This window comes from Enterobacter sp. BNK-8 (assembly GCF_048685095.1).
Classification (GTDB): domain Bacteria; phylum Pseudomonadota; class Gammaproteobacteria; order Enterobacterales; family Enterobacteriaceae; genus Enterobacter; species Enterobacter quasiroggenkampii.
The window spans coordinates 953,244-969,642 of sequence record NZ_JBLQTN010000001.1 but is presented as its reverse complement, the minus strand read 5'-3'; the positions used below and the strand labels follow the sequence as shown (position 1 = coordinate 969,642).

The window sequence follows — 16,399 nt, the reverse complement described above, 5'->3', positions numbered from 1 at the left end:
CTCCTCACTGCGCATGAAAGTAGTTAACTTTTGACGGTGAATGCTGAATTGTCGACAGGAGTTTTGAAGCGTTCGCCTCTCGGTGTACCATCCCATCAAAACGTAAATTCAATATTAACCCGGAAAAACAAATGACCTCGCGTGTGATTGCTCTGGATTTAGACGGTACCTTACTGACGCCGCAAAAAACCCTTCTCCCCTCTTCTCTGGAAGCGCTTAAACGCGCACAGGAAGCGGGATATCAACTCCTTATCGTAACGGGTCGACATCACGTTGCCATTCACCCTTTTTATCAGGCACTGGCGTTAGATACACCTGCAATTTGTTGTAATGGCACTTATTTGTATGATTATCAGGCAAAAAAGGTTTTAGCCTCCGACCCGCTGCCGGTTCCCCAGGCGCTGCAACTGATTGATCTGCTGGATGAGCATGCCATTCACGGCCTGATGTACGTGGATAACGCGATGGTGTACGAGCGCCCAACCGGCCACGTGGTGCGCACCAGCAACTGGGCGTTGTCCCTGCCTGAAGCGCAGCGTCCGGTCTTTACCCAGGTATCCTCGCTGCGTCAGGCAGCCCAGGACGTTGAGGCTATCTGGAAATTCGCCCTGACGGATGAAGACACCACCAAACTGAATGCCTTCGCGAAACACGTGGAACAGACGCTGGGTCTGGAGTGCGAATGGTCCTGGCACGATCAGGTGGATATTGCCCGCAAAGGCAACAGCAAAGGCAAGCGTCTGACGCAGTATGTGGAATCGCAGGGCTGGTCAATGCAGGACGCGATCGCCTTCGGCGACAACTACAACGACATCAGCATGCTGGAAGCCGTCGGTACGGGCGTGGCGATGGGCAATGCCGATGACGCGGTAAAAGCGCGCGCTAACGTGGTGATTGGCGACAACACCACCGACAGCATCGCGCAGTACATTTATACCCACCTGCTGTAATCAGGCGGTGATCGAGACGCTCTTGATTTGCGCGTAGAGCCACAGGCCAGGTTTGATCCCTAACTCATCCCTGGCCCACGGGCTGATGCGCGCCCAGAGCGTTCTGCTTCCCACCTCGAGCTTCACTTCCACCTGGCCGTTATCATCAAAACACTCCGCCACTTTGGCGCGCAGGATATTTCGAATACTGGTTTGCAGCGGCGGCTGCAGCACCAGCGAAACGTCAGATGCCTGAATACGAATACGCAGCGCGGACTGTAATGGCTTGTCGATCTTATTGACCCACAGGTGCTGATCGCCCAGCGCCAGCGCCGTCATCGCGTAGTGCGGGTGGTGTTCCAGCACGCTCACTTTCAGGATGCTGCTCTGCTGTTCCCGGGGTAACCACGGGTGCATTACGCTGCTGCCCCACACCTCTTCCAGGTTGCCGAAGGCCTTGACGCTGCCCTCTTCCAGCACCAGCACTTTGTCGGCCAGATGCAGGATCTCATCCAGCGAATGGCTGACGTAGAGCATTGGAATATTAATTTCCCGCGTCAGGCGCTGCAGGTAGGGCAGGAGCTCACGTTTGCGCGGAATATCCAGCGAGGCCAGCGGTTCGTCGAGCAGCAGCAGTTCGGGCGCGGTCAGCAACGCGCGGCCAATGGCCACGCGCTGTTTTTCTCCGCCGGAAAGCGAGGATGGCAGCCTGTCGAGCAGTGGCTCAATGCCTAAAAGCGTCACCAGTTTATCAAACTGTCCGGTCATGCTTTTCGCCATGCCGTAACGCAGGTTGCCGCGCACGCTGTAATGCGGGAATAAGCGCGCGTCCTGGAAAACATAGCCAATGCGGCGTTTATCCGGCGACAGATACACCTTGTTTTCCACGTCATTCAGAACGCGGTTATTCAATACAATCCGTCCTGACTGCGGGCGCGTCAGGCCGCTGATGGCATTTATCAGCGACGTTTTTCCCGCCCCCGACACGCCGAAGATGGCGGTGATACCGCTTGCAGGCAGCGTCTCGTTAAGCGTCAGGGTATGGTTTCCCAGCGTCTGGGAGAAATTTAGTTCCAGCATGCTTATTTCCCCATCCGCTCACGGCTGAGCCGCGCCAGCCATTCCGACACCAGCAGCGATACCAGGGCTAATACGATTGAGATGATACACAGCCGCGCCGCCGCGCCCTCTCCGCCCGGCGTTTGAATCAGGGTATACATGGCCGATGGAATGGTTCGCGTCTCGCCGGGAATGTTCGAGACAAAGGTGATTGTCGCGCCAAACTCGCCCAGCGAGCGGGCGAAGGCCAGTACCGTCCCGACAATAATGCCGGGTAACGTCAGGGGAAGCGTGATGGTGAAAAAGACGCGCCAGCGCCCGGCACCCAGCGTACGCGCCGCCTGTTCGAGCTTCATGTCCACGCCTTCCAGCGCGAGGCGGATCGCCCTCACCATCAGCGGGAATGACATTACCGCTGCCGCCAGTACCGCACCGCGCCAGCTAAAAGCGAACGTCAGCCCAAACCAGTCGTAGAGCTTCTCGCCGATAAAACCGCGCCGCCCCATCGAAACCAGCAGCAGATAACCGACCACCACGGGCGGCAACACGAGCGGAAGATGAAGCACGCTGTCGAGCAGCGCTTTGCCGGGAAACTGACAGCGAACCAGTAACCAGGCAAAGAAGATCCCAAAGGGCAAACTCAGCGCAACCGCCAGGGAAGAGACTTTAAGGCTCAGCAGAACAGCCTGCCATTCAGGATCGGTCAATATCATCAGTGAGTCGTAAATCCGTAACGTTTAAAGATTGCGGACGCTTCAGGCCCCTTCAGATAATCGCGGAAAGCCGTCACGGTCGCATTTTTATGTCCATCAACAATCGCAACAGGATATTCCACTTTCTTGTGGGAGTCTTCCGGGAACGTTGCCACCACTTTCACACCCTTACTGGCGACGGCATCAGAGCCATACACAATGCCCAGCGGGGCTTCGTTGCGTTCCACCAGCGCCAGCGCGCCGCGGACATCTTCCGCCGGAGCCAGCTTCGGTGACAATGTTTCCCACGCGCCCAGCTTTTGCAGCGCTTCTTTGGCGTAGATCCCGGCCGGAACGTGCTCCGGATCGCCCACCGCCAGACGCCCGCCGTTCAGCAGACTTATCCAGTTGGTCTCTTTGTTGATAGTGAAGTCAGCCTGAGCGCTGGCTTTTGGTGCCACGACAACCAGGCTATTCCCCAGCAGCGTTTCGCGGGTTGCCGCATCAATCGCTTTCTTCTCCACCGCGTAATCCATCCACTTCTGGTCAGCCGAGATGAACAGATCCGCCGGTGCGCCCGCTTCTATCTGGCGCGCCAGCGTCGAGGAAGAGGCAAACGAGGAGACAACCTCGACGTTTTTCTCTTTTTTATACGCCGCCGCGATATCCTGCAGCGCGTTGGTCAGCGACGCCGCCGCAAAGACCGTGATTTTACCCTCGTCCGCCAGCGCGTGGCCGGTAAGTGAAAGCGTCAGCGTTGCCCCTGCGAAAAGGCGTACCCAGGTACGTGCCATTTTTAACTCCTGTGAGTAGCGTTATATACACATCAATATAACGGTAACGTCAGGGAGATCCCAGCGTTAAATCGTACCGCTGAAGAGGTAAACCGGCGTGATACGTTAAATATTATCGGCGAAAACGGGAAAATCTTGAGAGCAAAACGCCCGGGCAAGCCGGGCGTTTTGGGGGGAATCAATGCTGCTTTTTAGCCTGGTCTCTGTGACCAATGTTCGAAAAGACGTTGAACACTTCACCCAGGCCGTAGATGGCACCGAGGATGATGGCCATCACTACTGGTACCATGATCACGGCGAATACCAGACTTTTCAACAACTCTAACATGGTTTTCTCCAGATATTGTGAATAGCGTATTCTACCCTTTCAACTGAGAAAAACATCCCCTTTTGTGCGGTACCCTTTGCGCCCTGCACCATTTGGGTCACAATACCCTTTTTGCCAGGACACTGTTATGCAGGCCGAAATTCTCCTTACACTCCGACTTCAGCAAAAGCTTTTCGCCGATCCGCGACGTATCGCCCTGCTTAAACAAATAGAACAAACGGGCTCGATTAGCCAGGGGGCGAAAAACGCGGGCATCAGCTATAAAAGCGCCTGGGACGCCATCAACGAAATGAACACCCTGAGCGAACAGCCGCTGGTGGACAGAGCCACGGGCGGCAAAGGTGGCGGCGGTGCGATCGTGACGCGTTATGGACAGCGCCTTATTCAGCTTTACGATCTGCTGGCCCAGATTCAGCAAAAAGCGTTCGATGTGTTAAGCGATGACGATAACGTGCCACTGGACATTCTGCTGGCCGCCATTTCCCGCTTCTCGCTACAAACCAGCGCCCGCAACCAGTGGTTTGGAACGGTGACGGCGCGCGATAATCTGCAGATACAGCAGCATATTGAGATCCTGCTTGCCGATGGCACCACCCGCCTGAAAGCCGCCATAACGGCGCAAAGCGCGGAACGTCTTGAACTGGATGAAGGTAAAGAGGTGCTGGTGCTCCTGAAAGCGCCGTGGGTCACTATCACGCGCGATCCCGATGCGGCAAAGGCAGCAGATAACCAGCTGCAGGGCACAATCAGCCACATCGAACGCGGCCAGGCGCAGTGCGAAGTGCTCATGACCCTGGCAGATGGGCAGCCGCTTTGCGCGACCATACCGCTCAGCGAGTCGGTCGACTTAGAAGAAGGTGCTGTCGTCACCGCGTATTTCAACGCGGACCGGGTGATTATCGCCACTTTGTGCTGAGCGCATTGACAATCGTACCGACAGTGCGTATCCCTGATATCTATTGCTGCAAAAACAGGGATAAATCATGTCATCATTGCATATTTCGCAAGGCACGTTTCGTCTTAGCGATACCCGAACGCTGACGATTGCTGATTTGACACTACGCGCGGGTGAAAGCTGGGCGTTTGTCGGCACCAACGGCAGCGGTAAATCTGCGCTGGCCCGTGCGCTGGCGGGAGAGCTCAACCTCCTCAAGGGCGAATACCAGAGCGACTTTACGCGCCTGACGCGCCTGTCGTTTGAACAACTGCAAAAGCTGGTCAGCGACGAGTGGCAGCGCAACAACACCGATTTGCTCAGCCCTGGCGAAGACGATACTGGCCGTACGACCGCAGAAATTATACAGGATGAGGTGAAAGACCCCGCCCGCTGTGAGCACCTGGCAGAACAGTTCGGTATCACCCCTCTGCTGGACCGGCGCTTTAAATACCTTTCTACCGGCGAGACGCGAAAAACGCTGCTTTGTCAGGCGCTGATGAGCGAACCTGAACTGCTTATTCTGGACGAACCGTTCGACGGTCTTGACGTGCAGTCCCGGGCGCAGCTGGCGTCCCTGCTGGCATCGCTTAATCAGCAGGGATATACCCTCGTGCTGGTGCTTAACCGCTTCGATGAAATTCCGGACTTTATCCAGCACGCGGGCGTCCTGGCCGACTGTAACCTGACCGAGACCGGCGAAAAAACCGCGCTGCTTAAGCAGGCGCTGATTGCCCAGCTCGCCCACAGCGAACAGCTCGACGGTATTACCCTTCCGGAACCTGACGCCCCGTCGGCGCGCCACGCGCTTGATCCCCACCAGCCGCGCATCGTGCTGCGTGACGGGATGGTTGCTTATGACGATCGCCCGATTCTTAACCGCCTCAGCTGGACGGTCAATCCGGGCGAGCACTGGCAGATTGTCGGCCCCAACGGCGCGGGGAAATCCACGCTGCTGAGCCTGATCACCGGCGATCACCCGCAGGGCTATAGCAACGATCTGACGCTGTTCGGTCGGCGTCGCGGCAGCGGCGAAACCATCTGGGATATTAAAAAACATATCGGCTATGTCAGCAGCAGCCTGCATCTGGATTATCGGGTCAGTACCACGGTACGCAACGTGATCCTCTCCGGGTATTTTGACTCGATCGGCATTTATCAGGCGGTGTCGGACAAACAGCACAAGCTGGCCCAGCAGTGGCTGGATATCCTGGGCATGGACAACCGGGTCGCTGACGCGCCGTTTCATAGCCTGTCGTGGGGGCAACAGCGTCTGGCACTGATCGTTCGCGCGCTGGTGAAACACCCTACGCTGCTGATCCTCGACGAACCGCTGCAGGGACTCGACCCGTTGAACCGGCAGCTTATCCGCCGCTTTGTGGACGTGCTGATTAGCGAAGGTGAAACGCAGCTGCTGTTTGTTTCACATCATGCCGAAGATGCCCCCTCCTGCATCACGCATCGCCTGGAGTTTGTTCCGGATGGCGAGCACTATCGTTATCTGCAAAGCAAAATCGATTGACCCCCGGAGGGCACCGCCCTCCGTTTTTCAGATAACCTGCACTAATACATTGCTATCCCGTTGATCTACAATGCCTCATGGCAGCTGAAAATCGGATTTTAAAAACAGTGTAAACGATTCCACTATTTTATCCCATGTCACACTTTTTGCGTCTCTGTTATGCTATGGTTATTACATACCATAAGCCCAATGGAGCGAAATATGCGAGTTCTGGTAACAGGTGGTAGCGGTTACATCGGTAGTCATACCTGCGTGCAGCTGCTGCAAAACGGCCATGACGTCATCATTCTCGACAACCTGTGCAACAGTAAGCGCAGCGTGCTGCCTGTGATTGAACGTCTTGGCGGTAAACAACCGACTTTCGTGGAAGGCGACATCCGCAACGAAGCGTTGATGACCGAGATCCTTCACGACCACGCCATTGAAGCGGTGATCCACTTCGCGGGTCTGAAAGCCGTCGGGGAGTCCGTTGCAAAACCGCTCGAGTATTACGACAACAACGTCAACGGTACCCTGCGTCTCATCTCCGCCATGCGTGCGGCTAACGTCAAAAACTTCATCTTTAGCTCTTCCGCCACCGTCTATGGCGATCAGCCCAAAATTCCTTACGTTGAAAGCTTCCCGACCGGGACGCCGCAGAGCCCGTACGGCAAAAGCAAGCTGATGGTGGAGCAGATCCTGACCGACCTGCAAAAAGCCCAGCCGGAATGGAGCATCGCGCTGCTGCGCTACTTCAATCCGGTCGGTGCCCATCCGTCTGGCGATATGGGTGAAGATCCGCAGGGCATTCCGAACAACCTGATGCCGTATATCGCGCAGGTTGCCGTCGGTCGTCGCGATTCGCTGGCGATTTTTGGCAATGACTACCCCACCGAAGATGGCACTGGCGTGCGCGACTATATCCACGTGATGGATCTGGCAGATGGCCACGTTGCCGCCATGCAGCAGCTGGCGGATAAACCTGGCGTGCATATTTACAACCTCGGCGCCGGGGTCGGCAGCAGCGTGTTGGACGTGGTCAATGCCTTCAGCAAAGCCTGCGGCAAGCCGGTGAACTACCACTTCGCACCGCGTCGTGAGGGCGATCTGCCTGCTTACTGGGCCGACGCCACCAAAGCCGACAAAGAGCTTAACTGGCGTGTTACGCGCACGCTTGATGAAATGGCACAGGATACCTGGCACTGGCAGTCACGCCACCCGCAAGGCTATCCGGACTAAGGATCCGTCATGACGCAATTTAATCCCGTCGATCATCCGCATCGTCGCTTTAACCCGTTAAGCGGGCAATGGATTTTAGTTTCTCCGCATCGCGCCAAGCGCCCCTGGCAGGGGGCGCAGGAGACGCCTGCAAAACTGACCTTGCCGCAGCACGACCCGGACTGCTTCCTCTGTCCGGGCAACACGCGCGTGACCGGGGATAAAAACCCGGACTACAAAGGCACCTTCGTGTTTACCAACGATTTTGCCGCCCTGATGACCGACACGCCGGACGCGCCGGAAAGCCACGATCCGCTGATGCGCTGTGAAAGCGCGCGCGGTACCAGCCGCGTGATCTGCTTCTCTCCCGATCACAGCAAAACGCTGCCGGAGCTGAGCGTTGAGGCACTGAAAGAGGTGGTCAGCACCTGGCAGGCGCAAACTGCCGAGCTGGGTCAAACTTACCCATGGGTGCAGGTGTTTGAAAATAAAGGTGCGGCAATGGGCTGCTCCAACCCGCATCCGCATGGCCAGGTCTGGGCGAACAGCTTCCTGCCTAACGAAGCCGAGCGTGAAGACCGTCTGCAAAAAGCGTATTACGCGGAAAACGGCTCGCCGATGCTGGTGGATTACGCGCAGCGTGAGCAGGCAGACGGCAGCCGTACCGTGGTGGAAACCGAACACTGGCTGGCCGTCGTCCCTTACTGGGCCGCCTGGCCGTTTGAGACGCTGCTGCTGCCGAAAGCACACGTGCAGCGCATCACCGAACTCAGCGACGCGCAGCGCGACGACCTTGCCCTGGCGCTGAAAAAACTGACCAGCCGTTATGACAACCTGTTCCAGTGCTCCTTCCCATACTCCATGGGCTGGCACGGCGCACCGTTTAACGGGGAAGAGAATCCGCACTGGCAGCTGCATGCCCATTTCTATCCGCCGCTGCTGCGCTCTGCGACGGTACGTAAATTTATGGTGGGCTACGAAATGCTGGCGGAAACCCAGCGTGATCTGACGGCGGAACAGGCGGCAGAACGTCTGCGTGCCGTTAGCGACGTCCACTATCGCGAATCAGGAGTTTAAAAAATGAGTCTGAAAGATAAAACACAATCCCTGTTTGCTGAGAAATTTGGCTACCCTGCCACCCACGTAATTCAGGCGCCTGGTCGCGTTAACCTGATCGGTGAACACACTGACTATAACGACGGTTTTGTGCTGCCGTGTGCCATCGATTACCAGACGGTCATCAGCTGCGCGAAGCGCGACGACCGCCAGGTTCGCGTGATTGCGGCGGATTACGGGAATGAGACGGACGCGTTTTCCCTCGATGCCCCGATTGTGACGCACGACAGCCAGCAGTGGTCTAACTACGTGCGCGGCGTGGTGAAGCATCTGCAGAAGCGTAATAAAAACTTCGGCGGCGCCGATTTGGTCATCAGCGGCAACGTGCCGCAGGGGGCGGGCTTAAGCTCCTCTGCGTCTCTGGAGGTCGCCGTCGGCACCGTGTTCCAGCAGCTCTATCATTTACCGCTGGATGGCGCACAAATCGCCCTGAACGGTCAGGAAGCGGAAAACCAGTTCGTGGGTTGCAACTGCGGCATCATGGACCAGCTAATCTCCGCGCTGGGCAAAAAAGAACACGCGCTGCTGATCGACTGCCGCTCGCTTGGCACCAAAGCCGTTCCCCTGCCAAAAGGCGCGGCTGTCGTGATCATCAACAGCAACTTTAAGCGCACGCTGGTGGGCAGCGAGTACAACACCCGCCGCGAGCAGTGCGAAACCGGCGCCCGCTTCTTCCAGCAGCCCGCCCTGCGCGACGTGACGCTCAATGAATTTAACAAAGTGGCGCACGAGCTGGATCCGATTGTCGCCAAACGCGTTCGTCACGTGCTGACGGAAAATGCCCGTACCGTTGAAGCCGCCTCCGCGCTGGCGAAAGGTGACCTGAAACGCATGGGTGAGCTGATGGCAGAATCTCACGCCTCCATGCGCGATGATTTCGAGATTACCGTTCCGCAAATCGACACCCTGGTGGAGATCGTCAAAGCGGTCATTGGCGACAAAGGCGGCGTACGCATGACGGGCGGCGGTTTTGGCGGCTGCATCGTTGCGCTGGTCCCGGAAGAGCTGGTCCCTGCCGTACAGGACGCCGTGGCGAAGCAGTACGAAGCGAAAACAGGTATCAAAGAAACCTTCTATGTTTGCAAAGCATCACAAGGAGCCGGACAGTGCTAAACGAAACACCTACCCTCGCACCGGATGGTCTGCCGTATCGCCTGTTAACCCTGCGCAACCGCGCGGGGATGGTGGTTACGCTTATGGACTGGGGTGCAACCCTGCTTTCAGCCCGCGTACCGATGCCGGACGGCAGCGTGCGCGAAACCCTGCTCGGCTGCGCATCGCCCGAGCAGTATGTTAATCAGTCCGCCTATCTGGGCGCATCCGTAGGACGCTATGCTAACCGCATCGCGAAGAGCCGCTTTGAGCTCGACGGCGTACAGTACACCCTGCTTCCAAGCCAGGGTGAAAACCAGCTGCACGGCGGCCCGGAAGGCTTTGATAAACGCCGCTGGAAAATTGTTCGGCAAAACGACGGCGAAGTGCTGTTCTCGCTGGATTCGCAGGATGGCGATCAGGGCTTCCCGGGTAACCTTATTGCCTCCGCGCGCTTTACGCTGACCGACGACAACCGTATCGCCATCGAATACCGTGCGACGGTCGACAAGCCGTGTCCGGTCAACCTGACCAATCACGCGTACTTTAATCTGGACGGCAACCAGTGCGACGTGCGTGAGCACAAGCTGCAGATCCTGGCGGATGCGTATCTGCCGGTTGACGAAATGGGCATTCCGTATCAGGGGCTCAAGGACGTGAGCGGGACCAGCTTTGATTTCCGCCGCGCGAAAACGATCGCCCAGGATTTCCTGAGCGATGACGATCAGCGCAAGGTGAAAGGCTACGACCACGCGTTCCTGCTGCAGGCCAAAGGTGATGTGAAACAACCTGCCGCACAGGTCTGGTCTGCGGATGAGAAGCTGCAGATGACGGTTTATACCACCGCCCCTGCCCTGCAGTTTTACTCAGGTAACTATCTCGGCGGCACAACGGCGCGCGAACACGAAGAGTACAGCGACTGGCAAGGCCTGGCGCTGGAGAGCGAGTTCCTGCCGGACAGCCCGAATCATCCGGAATGGCCGCAGCCAGACTGCGTGCTGCGCCCGGGTGAAGAGTACGTTAGCGTGACGGAATATCATTTTATTCCACATTAATCTTCAGCCCTCCCTCTGGAGGGCTTTTTTCTGTGCGCCTTGCTGAAAATAGCGCCGATCGCAGACAAAATCATAACCCTGGATTCACAAGCATCTTACACTCAGAGACTATTTTCGCTATGGTTAGGGTTAAGCGTTGCTGCTGGCACGGCCACGGCAATATAATGAGAATTGTTATCATTCTAAAAATGCTTGAGGAGTAAGAGATGGCTATTACTAAGCTGGTTCTGGTGCGTCACGGCGAAAGCCAGTGGAACAACGAAAACCGCTTTACCGGTTGGTACGACGTTGATCTGTCCGAGAAAGGCGTAAGCGAAGCAAAAGCAGCAGGTAAACTGCTGAAGGAAGAAGGCTTCAGCTTTGATTTTGCTTACACCTCTGTGCTGAAACGTGCCATCCACACCCTGTGGAACGTGCTGGACGAACTGGACCAGGCCTGGCTGCCGGTTGAGAAATCCTGGAAACTGAACGAGCGTCACTACGGTGCACTGCAGGGCCTGAACAAAGCGGAAACCGCTGAGAAATACGGTGACGAGCAGGTTAAACAGTGGCGTCGCGGCTTCGCGGTCACCCCACCAGAGCTGACCAAAGATGACGAGCGCTACCCGGGCCACGACCCGCGTTACGCGAAACTGACCGACGCTGAGCTGCCAACCACCGAGAGCCTGGCGCTGACCATCGACCGCGTTGTGCCTTACTGGAACGAAACCATTCTGCCACGTCTGAAAAGCGGCGAGCGCGTGATTATCGCGGCTCACGGTAACTCCCTGCGTGCGCTGGTGAAATACCTGGACAACATGGGTGAAGACGAAATTCTCGAACTGAACATCCCAACTGGCGTACCGCTGGTGTATGAGTTCGACGAAAACTTCAAGCCAATCAAACACTACTACCTGGGTAACGCGGACGAAATCGCAGCGAAAGCGGCGGCCGTTGCGAACCAGGGTAAAGCGAAGTAATTTCGTTGACCATAAAAAAAGCGCGGAACCGTCCGCGCTTTTTTATTTGAGCCGTCAGAATTAACCGCGACGCGCTTTCACTGCGTTAGCCAGCTGGCGCAGGATGGCGTCGGTATCGTCCCAGCCGATGCAGGCATCGGTCACGCTCTTGCCATATACCAGCGGCTCGCTGCCTTCCAGGTTCTGGTTACCTTCAACCAGATGACTTTCGATCATCACCCCAATTACCGCCTTCTCACCGCCGGCAATCTGCTGACAGACGTCTGCGCCCACTTCCATCTGCTTTTTAAACTGCTTGCTGGAGTTGGCGTGGCTGAAATCGATCATCACCTGCGGTGGCAGCCCGGCTTTTTCCAGCCCGACTTTGACTTCGGCCACATGTTTTGCGCTGTAGTTCGGCTCTTTGCCGCCGCGCAGAATGATATGGCAGTCACCGTTACCGCTGGTGTTAACGATGGCAGAGTGACCCCACTTGGTCACGGACAGGAAGCAGTGCGGTGCGCCCGCTGCGTTGATGGCGTCGATAGCCACCTTAATGGTGCCGTCAGTGCCGTTTTTGAAGCCCACCGGACAAGAGAGACCGGACGCCAGCTCGCGGTGAACCTGAGATTCAGTAGTGCGGGCACCAATTGCCCCCCAGCTCATCAGGTCTGCCAGATACTGGGGCGTAATCATGTCCAGGAATTCACCGGCCGCAGGCAGCCCGCTGTCGTTAATCTCCAGCAGCAGCTTGCGCGCAATGCGCAGACCGTCGTTGATCTGGAAGCTGTTATCCATGTGCGGATCGTTAATCAGTCCTTTCCAGCCCACGGTGGTGCGCGGTTTTTCAAAGTAGACACGCATGACGATTTCCAGCTCGTCCTTCAGCTCTTCACGCAGGGTGAGCAGACGGGCTGCGTATTCTTTCGCGGCAGCAGGATCGTGAATCGAGCACGGGCCAATCACCACCAGAAGACGATCGTCATTACCTTTCAGGATCTTATGGATCGCTTTACGAGCATGAGAAACCGTGTTTGCGGCATTTTCAGTGGCGGGGAATTTCTCAAGGAGTGCTACAGGAGGTAATAACTCATTGATCTCTTTAATGCGTAAATCGTCGTTCTGATAATTCATTTTCGTTCCAGCTCTGCCATATCTTTAGTAATGAAAGCAATCCTTTCAATCTATCTTGTCGACTAGGAAGTGTAAACACGGTTTTACACTTCACGCAGATAATTCCTGGAATTCGCCTAAAAATCGCCACAAAATAGCGAAAAATGAGATCTAACCTAAGCTTTTTAACTGTAACAACCAATTTTAAACGCTTAAACGCGATTCCCTACTGACGTAAGTCCGTAAGGCGGAATCTTTCGCCTCAAAAAAGATGCACTGTTGGAGAATGTTATCCAGCGTAACGACAAGAACAGGAGCACCATGATGAAAATGACAAAACTGGCAACCCTCTTCCTGACCGCCACCCTTACCCTTGCCAGCGGCAGCGTCCTGGCCGCCGAAACGGGCACCTCAGAGAGCAACGGTGACGCGAATGCGGCTGCGGCAGCAGGTCAGCCTGCGCCTGATGCAAAACAGAATATTGCCCCGAATAACGTCGACAACGGCCAGATCAATACCGGCAATACCAACACGGGCGGCACCATGCTGCATCCAGACGGTAGCGGTTCCGGCACCATGAACCATGACAATATGAGTTCAGACGAGGTCCACAAGAACTCCATGTGTAAGGACGGAAAATGCCCGGACCCTAACGACAAAGTGGGTGACGACGCCAATACCAAAACGGATGGTACCACCCAGTAATTTGTATGCACCGTCAGAAAAAGGAGAGCCCAGGCTCTCCTTTCTTTTTGGAGTAACCTATTAAAAACGCTACACTAAAAACAATAACACTTCAGGAAAGCAGACATGGCGCACTCCCATTCCCACTCGCATGCCTCCGGCAACGACAACGCTAAACGACTGATGCTGGCCTTTGGCGTCACGGCAACGTTTATGATTATCGAGGTCATTGGCGGCCTGGTTTCCGGCTCTCTGGCGCTTTTGGCCGATGCCGGACATATGCTGACCGATGCCGCCGCCCTGCTCTTCGCCCTGCTGGCCGTGCAGTTTGCGCGCCGCCCACCGAATGCGCGCCACACCTTCGGCTGGCTGAGGCTGACCACCCTGGCCGCGTTTGTTAACGCCATTGCGCTGGTGGTCATTACTGTGCTTATCGTCTGGGAAGCCATACAGCGCTTTCGGCATCCACAGCCGATCGCCGGGGCGACAATGATGGTCATTGCCGTGGCAGGGTTGCTGGCGAATATTCTGGCCTTCTGGATCCTGCACCGCGGGAGCGGGGAAAAGAACCTCAACGTGCGCGCGGCGGCACTGCATGTGCTGGGGGATTTGCTCGGTTCAGTCGGGGCGATTGTCGCCGCGCTGGTGATCCTCTATACCGGCTGGACGCCTGTCGATCCGATTCTGTCCGTGCTGGTGTCGTGTCTGGTCTTGCGCAGCGCCTGGCGGCTGCTGAAGGAGAGCGTGAACGAACTGCTTGAAGGGGCGCCAGCATCCATGGACATCGACGAGCTGAAGCGTAACCTGCGCCGTACTGTCCCGGAAGTCCGTAATGTCCATCACGTGCACGTCTGGCTGGTGGGAGAGAAACCGGTCATGACGCTGCACGTCCAGGTGATCCCACCTCACGACCACGATGCGCTGCTCGATCGCATTCAGCACTTCCTGGAGCACCACTACGACATTAGCCACGCTACCGTTCAGATGGAGTATCAGCCCTGTAGCGGACCGGACTGCCATCTTAACGAGGCGCAGTCCGGTCATTCACATCATCATGACCACTAGCTGGAAAGCGCGCGAGAGCCTCGCTCACGCGCGCTGTTAATCCACATTCGGCTGCCGTTCAGTGCGATGAAGGTCAGCAGCAGATATTCCAGCGACATGGCATAGACGCCCTGCAGGGCGAAGATCGCCACGCTGATCACGTTGATGATGACCCACAGCAGCCAGTTCTCAACGTATTTACGGGTCATCAGAATCATTGCCGCAATCGACAGCACCATCATGCAGGAATCCCAGAACGGGAAAGCATCCGGCTGGAGTTCTGGCATCGTCACGTTCAGGCCGATGCCGGACATGACTGAAACGGCAACGCGGGTCAGGAAGGCAAACACCGGGTTGATGTAAACGGTCATTAAGCCAATGGCCACCACGCAGACGACGAACCAGGCGATGGCTTTCGGCAGGGGCAGCCAGCGGATCTGCAACTCGGCCTCCTGCTGGCTGTTCTGACGCGACCAGGCATACCAGCCGTAAATATTGGCGGCAAAGAAGAACAGCTGCAAAAGCAGGCTGGCGTACAGCTGGATCTGGAAGAAGATAATCGCAAACAGCGTGACGTTAATCAGCCCGAACGCGTAGTTGCTGATCTTCTCCAGGCTTGCCAGCCAGATACACAATAAGCCCGCCAGCGTACCTACGGCCTCAATCCATGACAGGTCATAGCCACCTGCACCAATCGGTATATGAACCAGAATGTTATGTGTGCTAAAAAAATCCATCTTTTCCCCGGGGCGAGTTGAATTAAGTACGTAGTGTAGCCGCAAAATCCAGCATGCGGTTAAGCGGAATTAACGCGCCTTCACGCAGGGCGGCATCCACATGGATTTCATGCGCCGCACCACCGGTTTCTAACCCTTCGGCAATTGCTTTCAAGCCGTTCATCGCCATCCAGGGACAATGCGCGCAGCTGCGGCACGTTGCGCCCTCGCCCGCCGTTGGCGCTTCAAGAAGCTCTTTCTCCGGCACGGCCTGCTGCATCTTATAGAAGATACCGCGATCGGTCGCCACGATAAGCTGCTTGTGAGGCAACGTTCTGGCCGCGTTAATAAGCTGGCTGGTTGAGCCTACGGCATCCGCCATGTCGACAATTGACTGCGGTGACTCGGGGTGAACAAGAATGGCGGCGTCAGGATAAAGCGCCTTCATGCGCGCCAGCGCCTGAGTTTTAAATTCATCATGCACAATGCAGGCACCCTGCCAGCAAAGAACGTCAGCCCCCGTCTGCTTCTGAACATAATTGCCGAGATGACGGTCAGGCGCCCAGATAATTTTTTCCCCCAGGCTGTCCAGATGTTCAATCAGCTCGACGGCGATGCTCGACGTGACCACCCAGTCAGCCCGCGCTTTTACCGCCGCTGAGGTGTTAGCGTAGACCACCACGGTCCGGTCAGGGTGAGCGTCACAGAAGGCCGTGAATTCGTCAATCGGACAGCCGAGATCCAGGGAACACTCCGCGTTAAGCGTGGGCATCAGAATGGTTTTTTCCGGGCTCAGAATCTTTGCCGTCTCGCCCATAAAACGCACGCCGGCAACCAGCAGCGTGGAAGCGGGATGTCGTGCACCGAAGCGCGCCATCTCCAGTGAGTCAGAAATGCAGCCGCCGGTCTCTTCCGCCAGCTGCTGAATTTCCGGGTCGGTGTAGTAATGGGCCACCATTACCGCATCGCGCTCTTTAAGAAGACGTTTGATCTTCTCGCGGTAGAATTGCTTTTCGTCCTGGCTCAGCGGGACAGGCTTTGGCGGAAACGGATAGATTGCGGCTTCAGGATCAAACATCACACTCATTATGGCTTCTCGTTTTACGGGCTTAACAATATTGCCGTTCATTTGCCTGACATAGCAAAACGCGTGGCAATTGTGTTTTGTATACTAAACAAGATAGCG

At 56.3% G+C, this 16,399-nt stretch carries 17 protein-coding genes; 10 read left to right on the top strand and 7 right to left on the bottom strand.

Features of this window, described 5'->3' with window-relative positions; translation table 11 throughout:
* Positions 1-131 precede the first annotated feature (131 nt).
* The gene (locus ACMGGU_RS04660) at positions 132-950 is read left to right on the top strand and encodes a pyridoxal phosphatase (RefSeq protein ID WP_047073877.1); all 819 of its coding nucleotides are present in this window, start codon (positions 132-134) and stop codon (positions 948-950) included.
* On the opposite strand, the gene modC is transcribed toward ACMGGU_RS04660, so the two are convergent.
* From modC to ACMGGU_RS04640, 4 genes are all read right to left on the bottom strand, one after another.
* Entirely contained in the window at positions 951-2,009 is a 1,059-nt protein-coding gene (modC, locus tag ACMGGU_RS04655; RefSeq protein WP_048222105.1) for a molybdenum ABC transporter ATP-binding protein ModC, read from the bottom strand. It lies immediately after the preceding gene.
* A 2-nt stretch (positions 2,010-2,011) separates the two neighbouring features.
* Positions 2,012-2,701 carry a molybdate ABC transporter permease subunit gene (modB, locus tag ACMGGU_RS04650; RefSeq protein ID WP_045909470.1) on the bottom strand — a complete coding sequence of 230 codons (690 nt, stop codon included), beginning with the start codon at positions 2,699-2,701 and terminating at the stop codon, positions 2,012-2,014.
* Complete coding sequence (modA, locus tag ACMGGU_RS04645; RefSeq protein WP_196364858.1) at positions 2,701-3,474, bottom strand: molybdate ABC transporter substrate-binding protein; 774 nt, start codon at positions 3,472-3,474, stop codon at positions 2,701-2,703. Before modA ends, modB begins: the two co-directional genes overlap by 1 nt.
* Before the next feature lie 178 nt (positions 3,475-3,652).
* Positions 3,653-3,802: an AcrZ family multidrug efflux pump-associated protein gene (locus tag ACMGGU_RS04640; RefSeq protein ID WP_008501118.1), complete on the bottom strand. Its 150-nt coding sequence runs from the start codon at positions 3,800-3,802 to the stop codon at positions 3,653-3,655.
* A 127-nt stretch (positions 3,803-3,929) separates the two neighbouring features.
* Between ACMGGU_RS04640 and modE the strand changes: the two genes are divergently transcribed.
* From modE to gpmA, 7 genes are all read left to right on the top strand, one after another.
* Positions 3,930-4,718 (top strand): molybdenum-dependent transcriptional regulator, encoded by a 789-nt coding sequence (modE, locus tag ACMGGU_RS04635; protein ID WP_420300280.1) that lies wholly within the window; start codon positions 3,930-3,932, stop codon positions 4,716-4,718.
* 67 nt (positions 4,719-4,785) lie between these two features.
* Entirely contained in the window at positions 4,786-6,258 is a 1,473-nt protein-coding gene (gene modF, locus ACMGGU_RS04630) for a molybdate ABC transporter ATP-binding protein ModF (protein WP_420300279.1), read from the top strand.
* A 201-nt stretch (positions 6,259-6,459) separates the two neighbouring features.
* The gene (gene galE / locus ACMGGU_RS04625; RefSeq protein ID WP_048026980.1) at positions 6,460-7,476 is read left to right on the top strand and encodes a UDP-glucose 4-epimerase GalE; all 1,017 of its coding nucleotides are present in this window, start codon (positions 6,460-6,462) and stop codon (positions 7,474-7,476) included.
* A 9-nt stretch (positions 7,477-7,485) separates the two neighbouring features.
* A complete protein-coding gene (galT, locus tag ACMGGU_RS04620) occupies positions 7,486-8,532 on the top strand; it encodes a galactose-1-phosphate uridylyltransferase (protein WP_223540159.1) in 1,047 nt (348 codons plus the stop codon).
* A gap of 3 nt (positions 8,533-8,535) precedes the next feature.
* Positions 8,536-9,684: a galactokinase gene (galK, locus tag ACMGGU_RS04615; RefSeq protein ID WP_063417487.1), complete on the top strand. Its 1,149-nt coding sequence runs from the start codon at positions 8,536-8,538 to the stop codon at positions 9,682-9,684.
* Positions 9,678-10,718, top strand: a complete 1,041-nt coding sequence (galM, locus tag ACMGGU_RS04610) for a galactose-1-epimerase (RefSeq protein ID WP_048026977.1) — start codon at positions 9,678-9,680, stop codon at positions 10,716-10,718. The genes galK and galM overlap by 7 nt, the downstream gene beginning before the upstream one ends.
* A gap of 206 nt (positions 10,719-10,924) precedes the next feature.
* Complete coding sequence (gene gpmA / locus ACMGGU_RS04605; RefSeq protein ID WP_008501111.1) at positions 10,925-11,677, top strand: 2,3-diphosphoglycerate-dependent phosphoglycerate mutase; 753 nt, start codon at positions 10,925-10,927, stop codon at positions 11,675-11,677.
* Between the two features lie 60 nt (positions 11,678-11,737).
* Here gpmA and aroG read toward each other — a convergent pair whose 3' ends face one another.
* Complete coding sequence (aroG, locus tag ACMGGU_RS04600; RefSeq protein ID WP_008501110.1) at positions 11,738-12,790, bottom strand: 3-deoxy-7-phosphoheptulonate synthase AroG; 1,053 nt, start codon at positions 12,788-12,790, stop codon at positions 11,738-11,740.
* A gap of 303 nt (positions 12,791-13,093) precedes the next feature.
* On the opposite strand from aroG, the gene ACMGGU_RS04595 reads away from it, so the two are divergent.
* Both ACMGGU_RS04595 and zitB read left to right on the top strand, forming a co-directional pair.
* Entirely contained in the window at positions 13,094-13,474 is a 381-nt protein-coding gene (locus tag ACMGGU_RS04595; protein ID WP_045909461.1) for a protein YbgS, read from the top strand.
* A gap of 105 nt (positions 13,475-13,579) precedes the next feature.
* Positions 13,580-14,518, top strand: a complete 939-nt coding sequence (gene zitB / locus ACMGGU_RS04590; RefSeq protein ID WP_420300278.1) for a CDF family zinc transporter ZitB — start codon at positions 13,580-13,582, stop codon at positions 14,516-14,518.
* Here the strand turns inward: zitB and pnuC are convergent.
* Positions 14,515-15,234: a nicotinamide riboside transporter PnuC gene (pnuC, locus tag ACMGGU_RS04585; RefSeq protein ID WP_420300277.1), complete on the bottom strand. Its 720-nt coding sequence runs from the start codon at positions 15,232-15,234 to the stop codon at positions 14,515-14,517. The genes zitB and pnuC overlap by 4 nt on opposite strands.
* A gap of 22 nt (positions 15,235-15,256) precedes the next feature.
* On the bottom strand, positions 15,257-16,300 hold the full coding sequence (gene nadA / locus ACMGGU_RS04580) for a quinolinate synthase NadA (protein WP_008501105.1): 1,044 nt from the start codon (positions 16,298-16,300) through the stop codon (positions 15,257-15,259).
* Between the last annotated feature and the right edge of the window lie 99 nt (positions 16,301-16,399).

Bases quoted from the DNA above. Each gene is read 5' to 3' on its own strand.
- modB (WP_045909470.1), bottom strand. From the start codon at position 2,701: ATGATATTGACCGATCCTGAATGGCAGGCTGTTCTGCTGAGCCTTAAA.
- galE (WP_048026980.1), top strand. From the start codon at position 6,460: ATGCGAGTTCTGGTAACAGGTGGTAGCGGTTACATCGGTAGTCATACC.
- galK (WP_063417487.1), top strand. From the start codon at position 8,536: ATGAGTCTGAAAGATAAAACACAATCCCTGTTTGCTGAGAAATTTGGC.
- aroG (WP_008501110.1), bottom strand. From the start codon at position 12,790: ATGAATTATCAGAACGACGATTTACGCATTAAAGAGATCAATGAGTTA.
- pnuC (WP_420300277.1), bottom strand. From the start codon at position 15,234: ATGGATTTTTTTAGCACACATAACATTCTGGTTCATATACCGATTGGT.
- gpmA (WP_008501111.1), top strand. From the start codon at position 10,925: ATGGCTATTACTAAGCTGGTTCTGGTGCGTCACGGCGAAAGCCAGTGG.
- nadA (WP_008501105.1), bottom strand. From the start codon at position 16,300: ATGAGTGTGATGTTTGATCCTGAAGCCGCAATCTATCCGTTTCCGCCA.
- modF (WP_420300279.1), top strand. From the start codon at position 4,786: ATGTCATCATTGCATATTTCGCAAGGCACGTTTCGTCTTAGCGATACC.
- ACMGGU_RS04595 (WP_045909461.1), top strand. From the start codon at position 13,094: ATGAAAATGACAAAACTGGCAACCCTCTTCCTGACCGCCACCCTTACC.
- modE (WP_420300280.1), top strand. From the start codon at position 3,930: ATGCAGGCCGAAATTCTCCTTACACTCCGACTTCAGCAAAAGCTTTTC.
- modC (WP_048222105.1), bottom strand. From the start codon at position 2,009: ATGCTGGAACTAAATTTCTCCCAGACGCTGGGAAACCATACCCTGACG.
- zitB (WP_420300278.1), top strand. From the start codon at position 13,580: ATGGCGCACTCCCATTCCCACTCGCATGCCTCCGGCAACGACAACGCT.
- ACMGGU_RS04640 (WP_008501118.1), bottom strand. From the start codon at position 3,802: ATGTTAGAGTTGTTGAAAAGTCTGGTATTCGCCGTGATCATGGTACCA.
- galT (WP_223540159.1), top strand. From the start codon at position 7,486: ATGACGCAATTTAATCCCGTCGATCATCCGCATCGTCGCTTTAACCCG.
- ACMGGU_RS04660 (WP_047073877.1), top strand. From the start codon at position 132: ATGACCTCGCGTGTGATTGCTCTGGATTTAGACGGTACCTTACTGACG.
- modA (WP_196364858.1), bottom strand. From the start codon at position 3,474: ATGGCACGTACCTGGGTACGCCTTTTCGCAGGGGCAACGCTGACGCTT.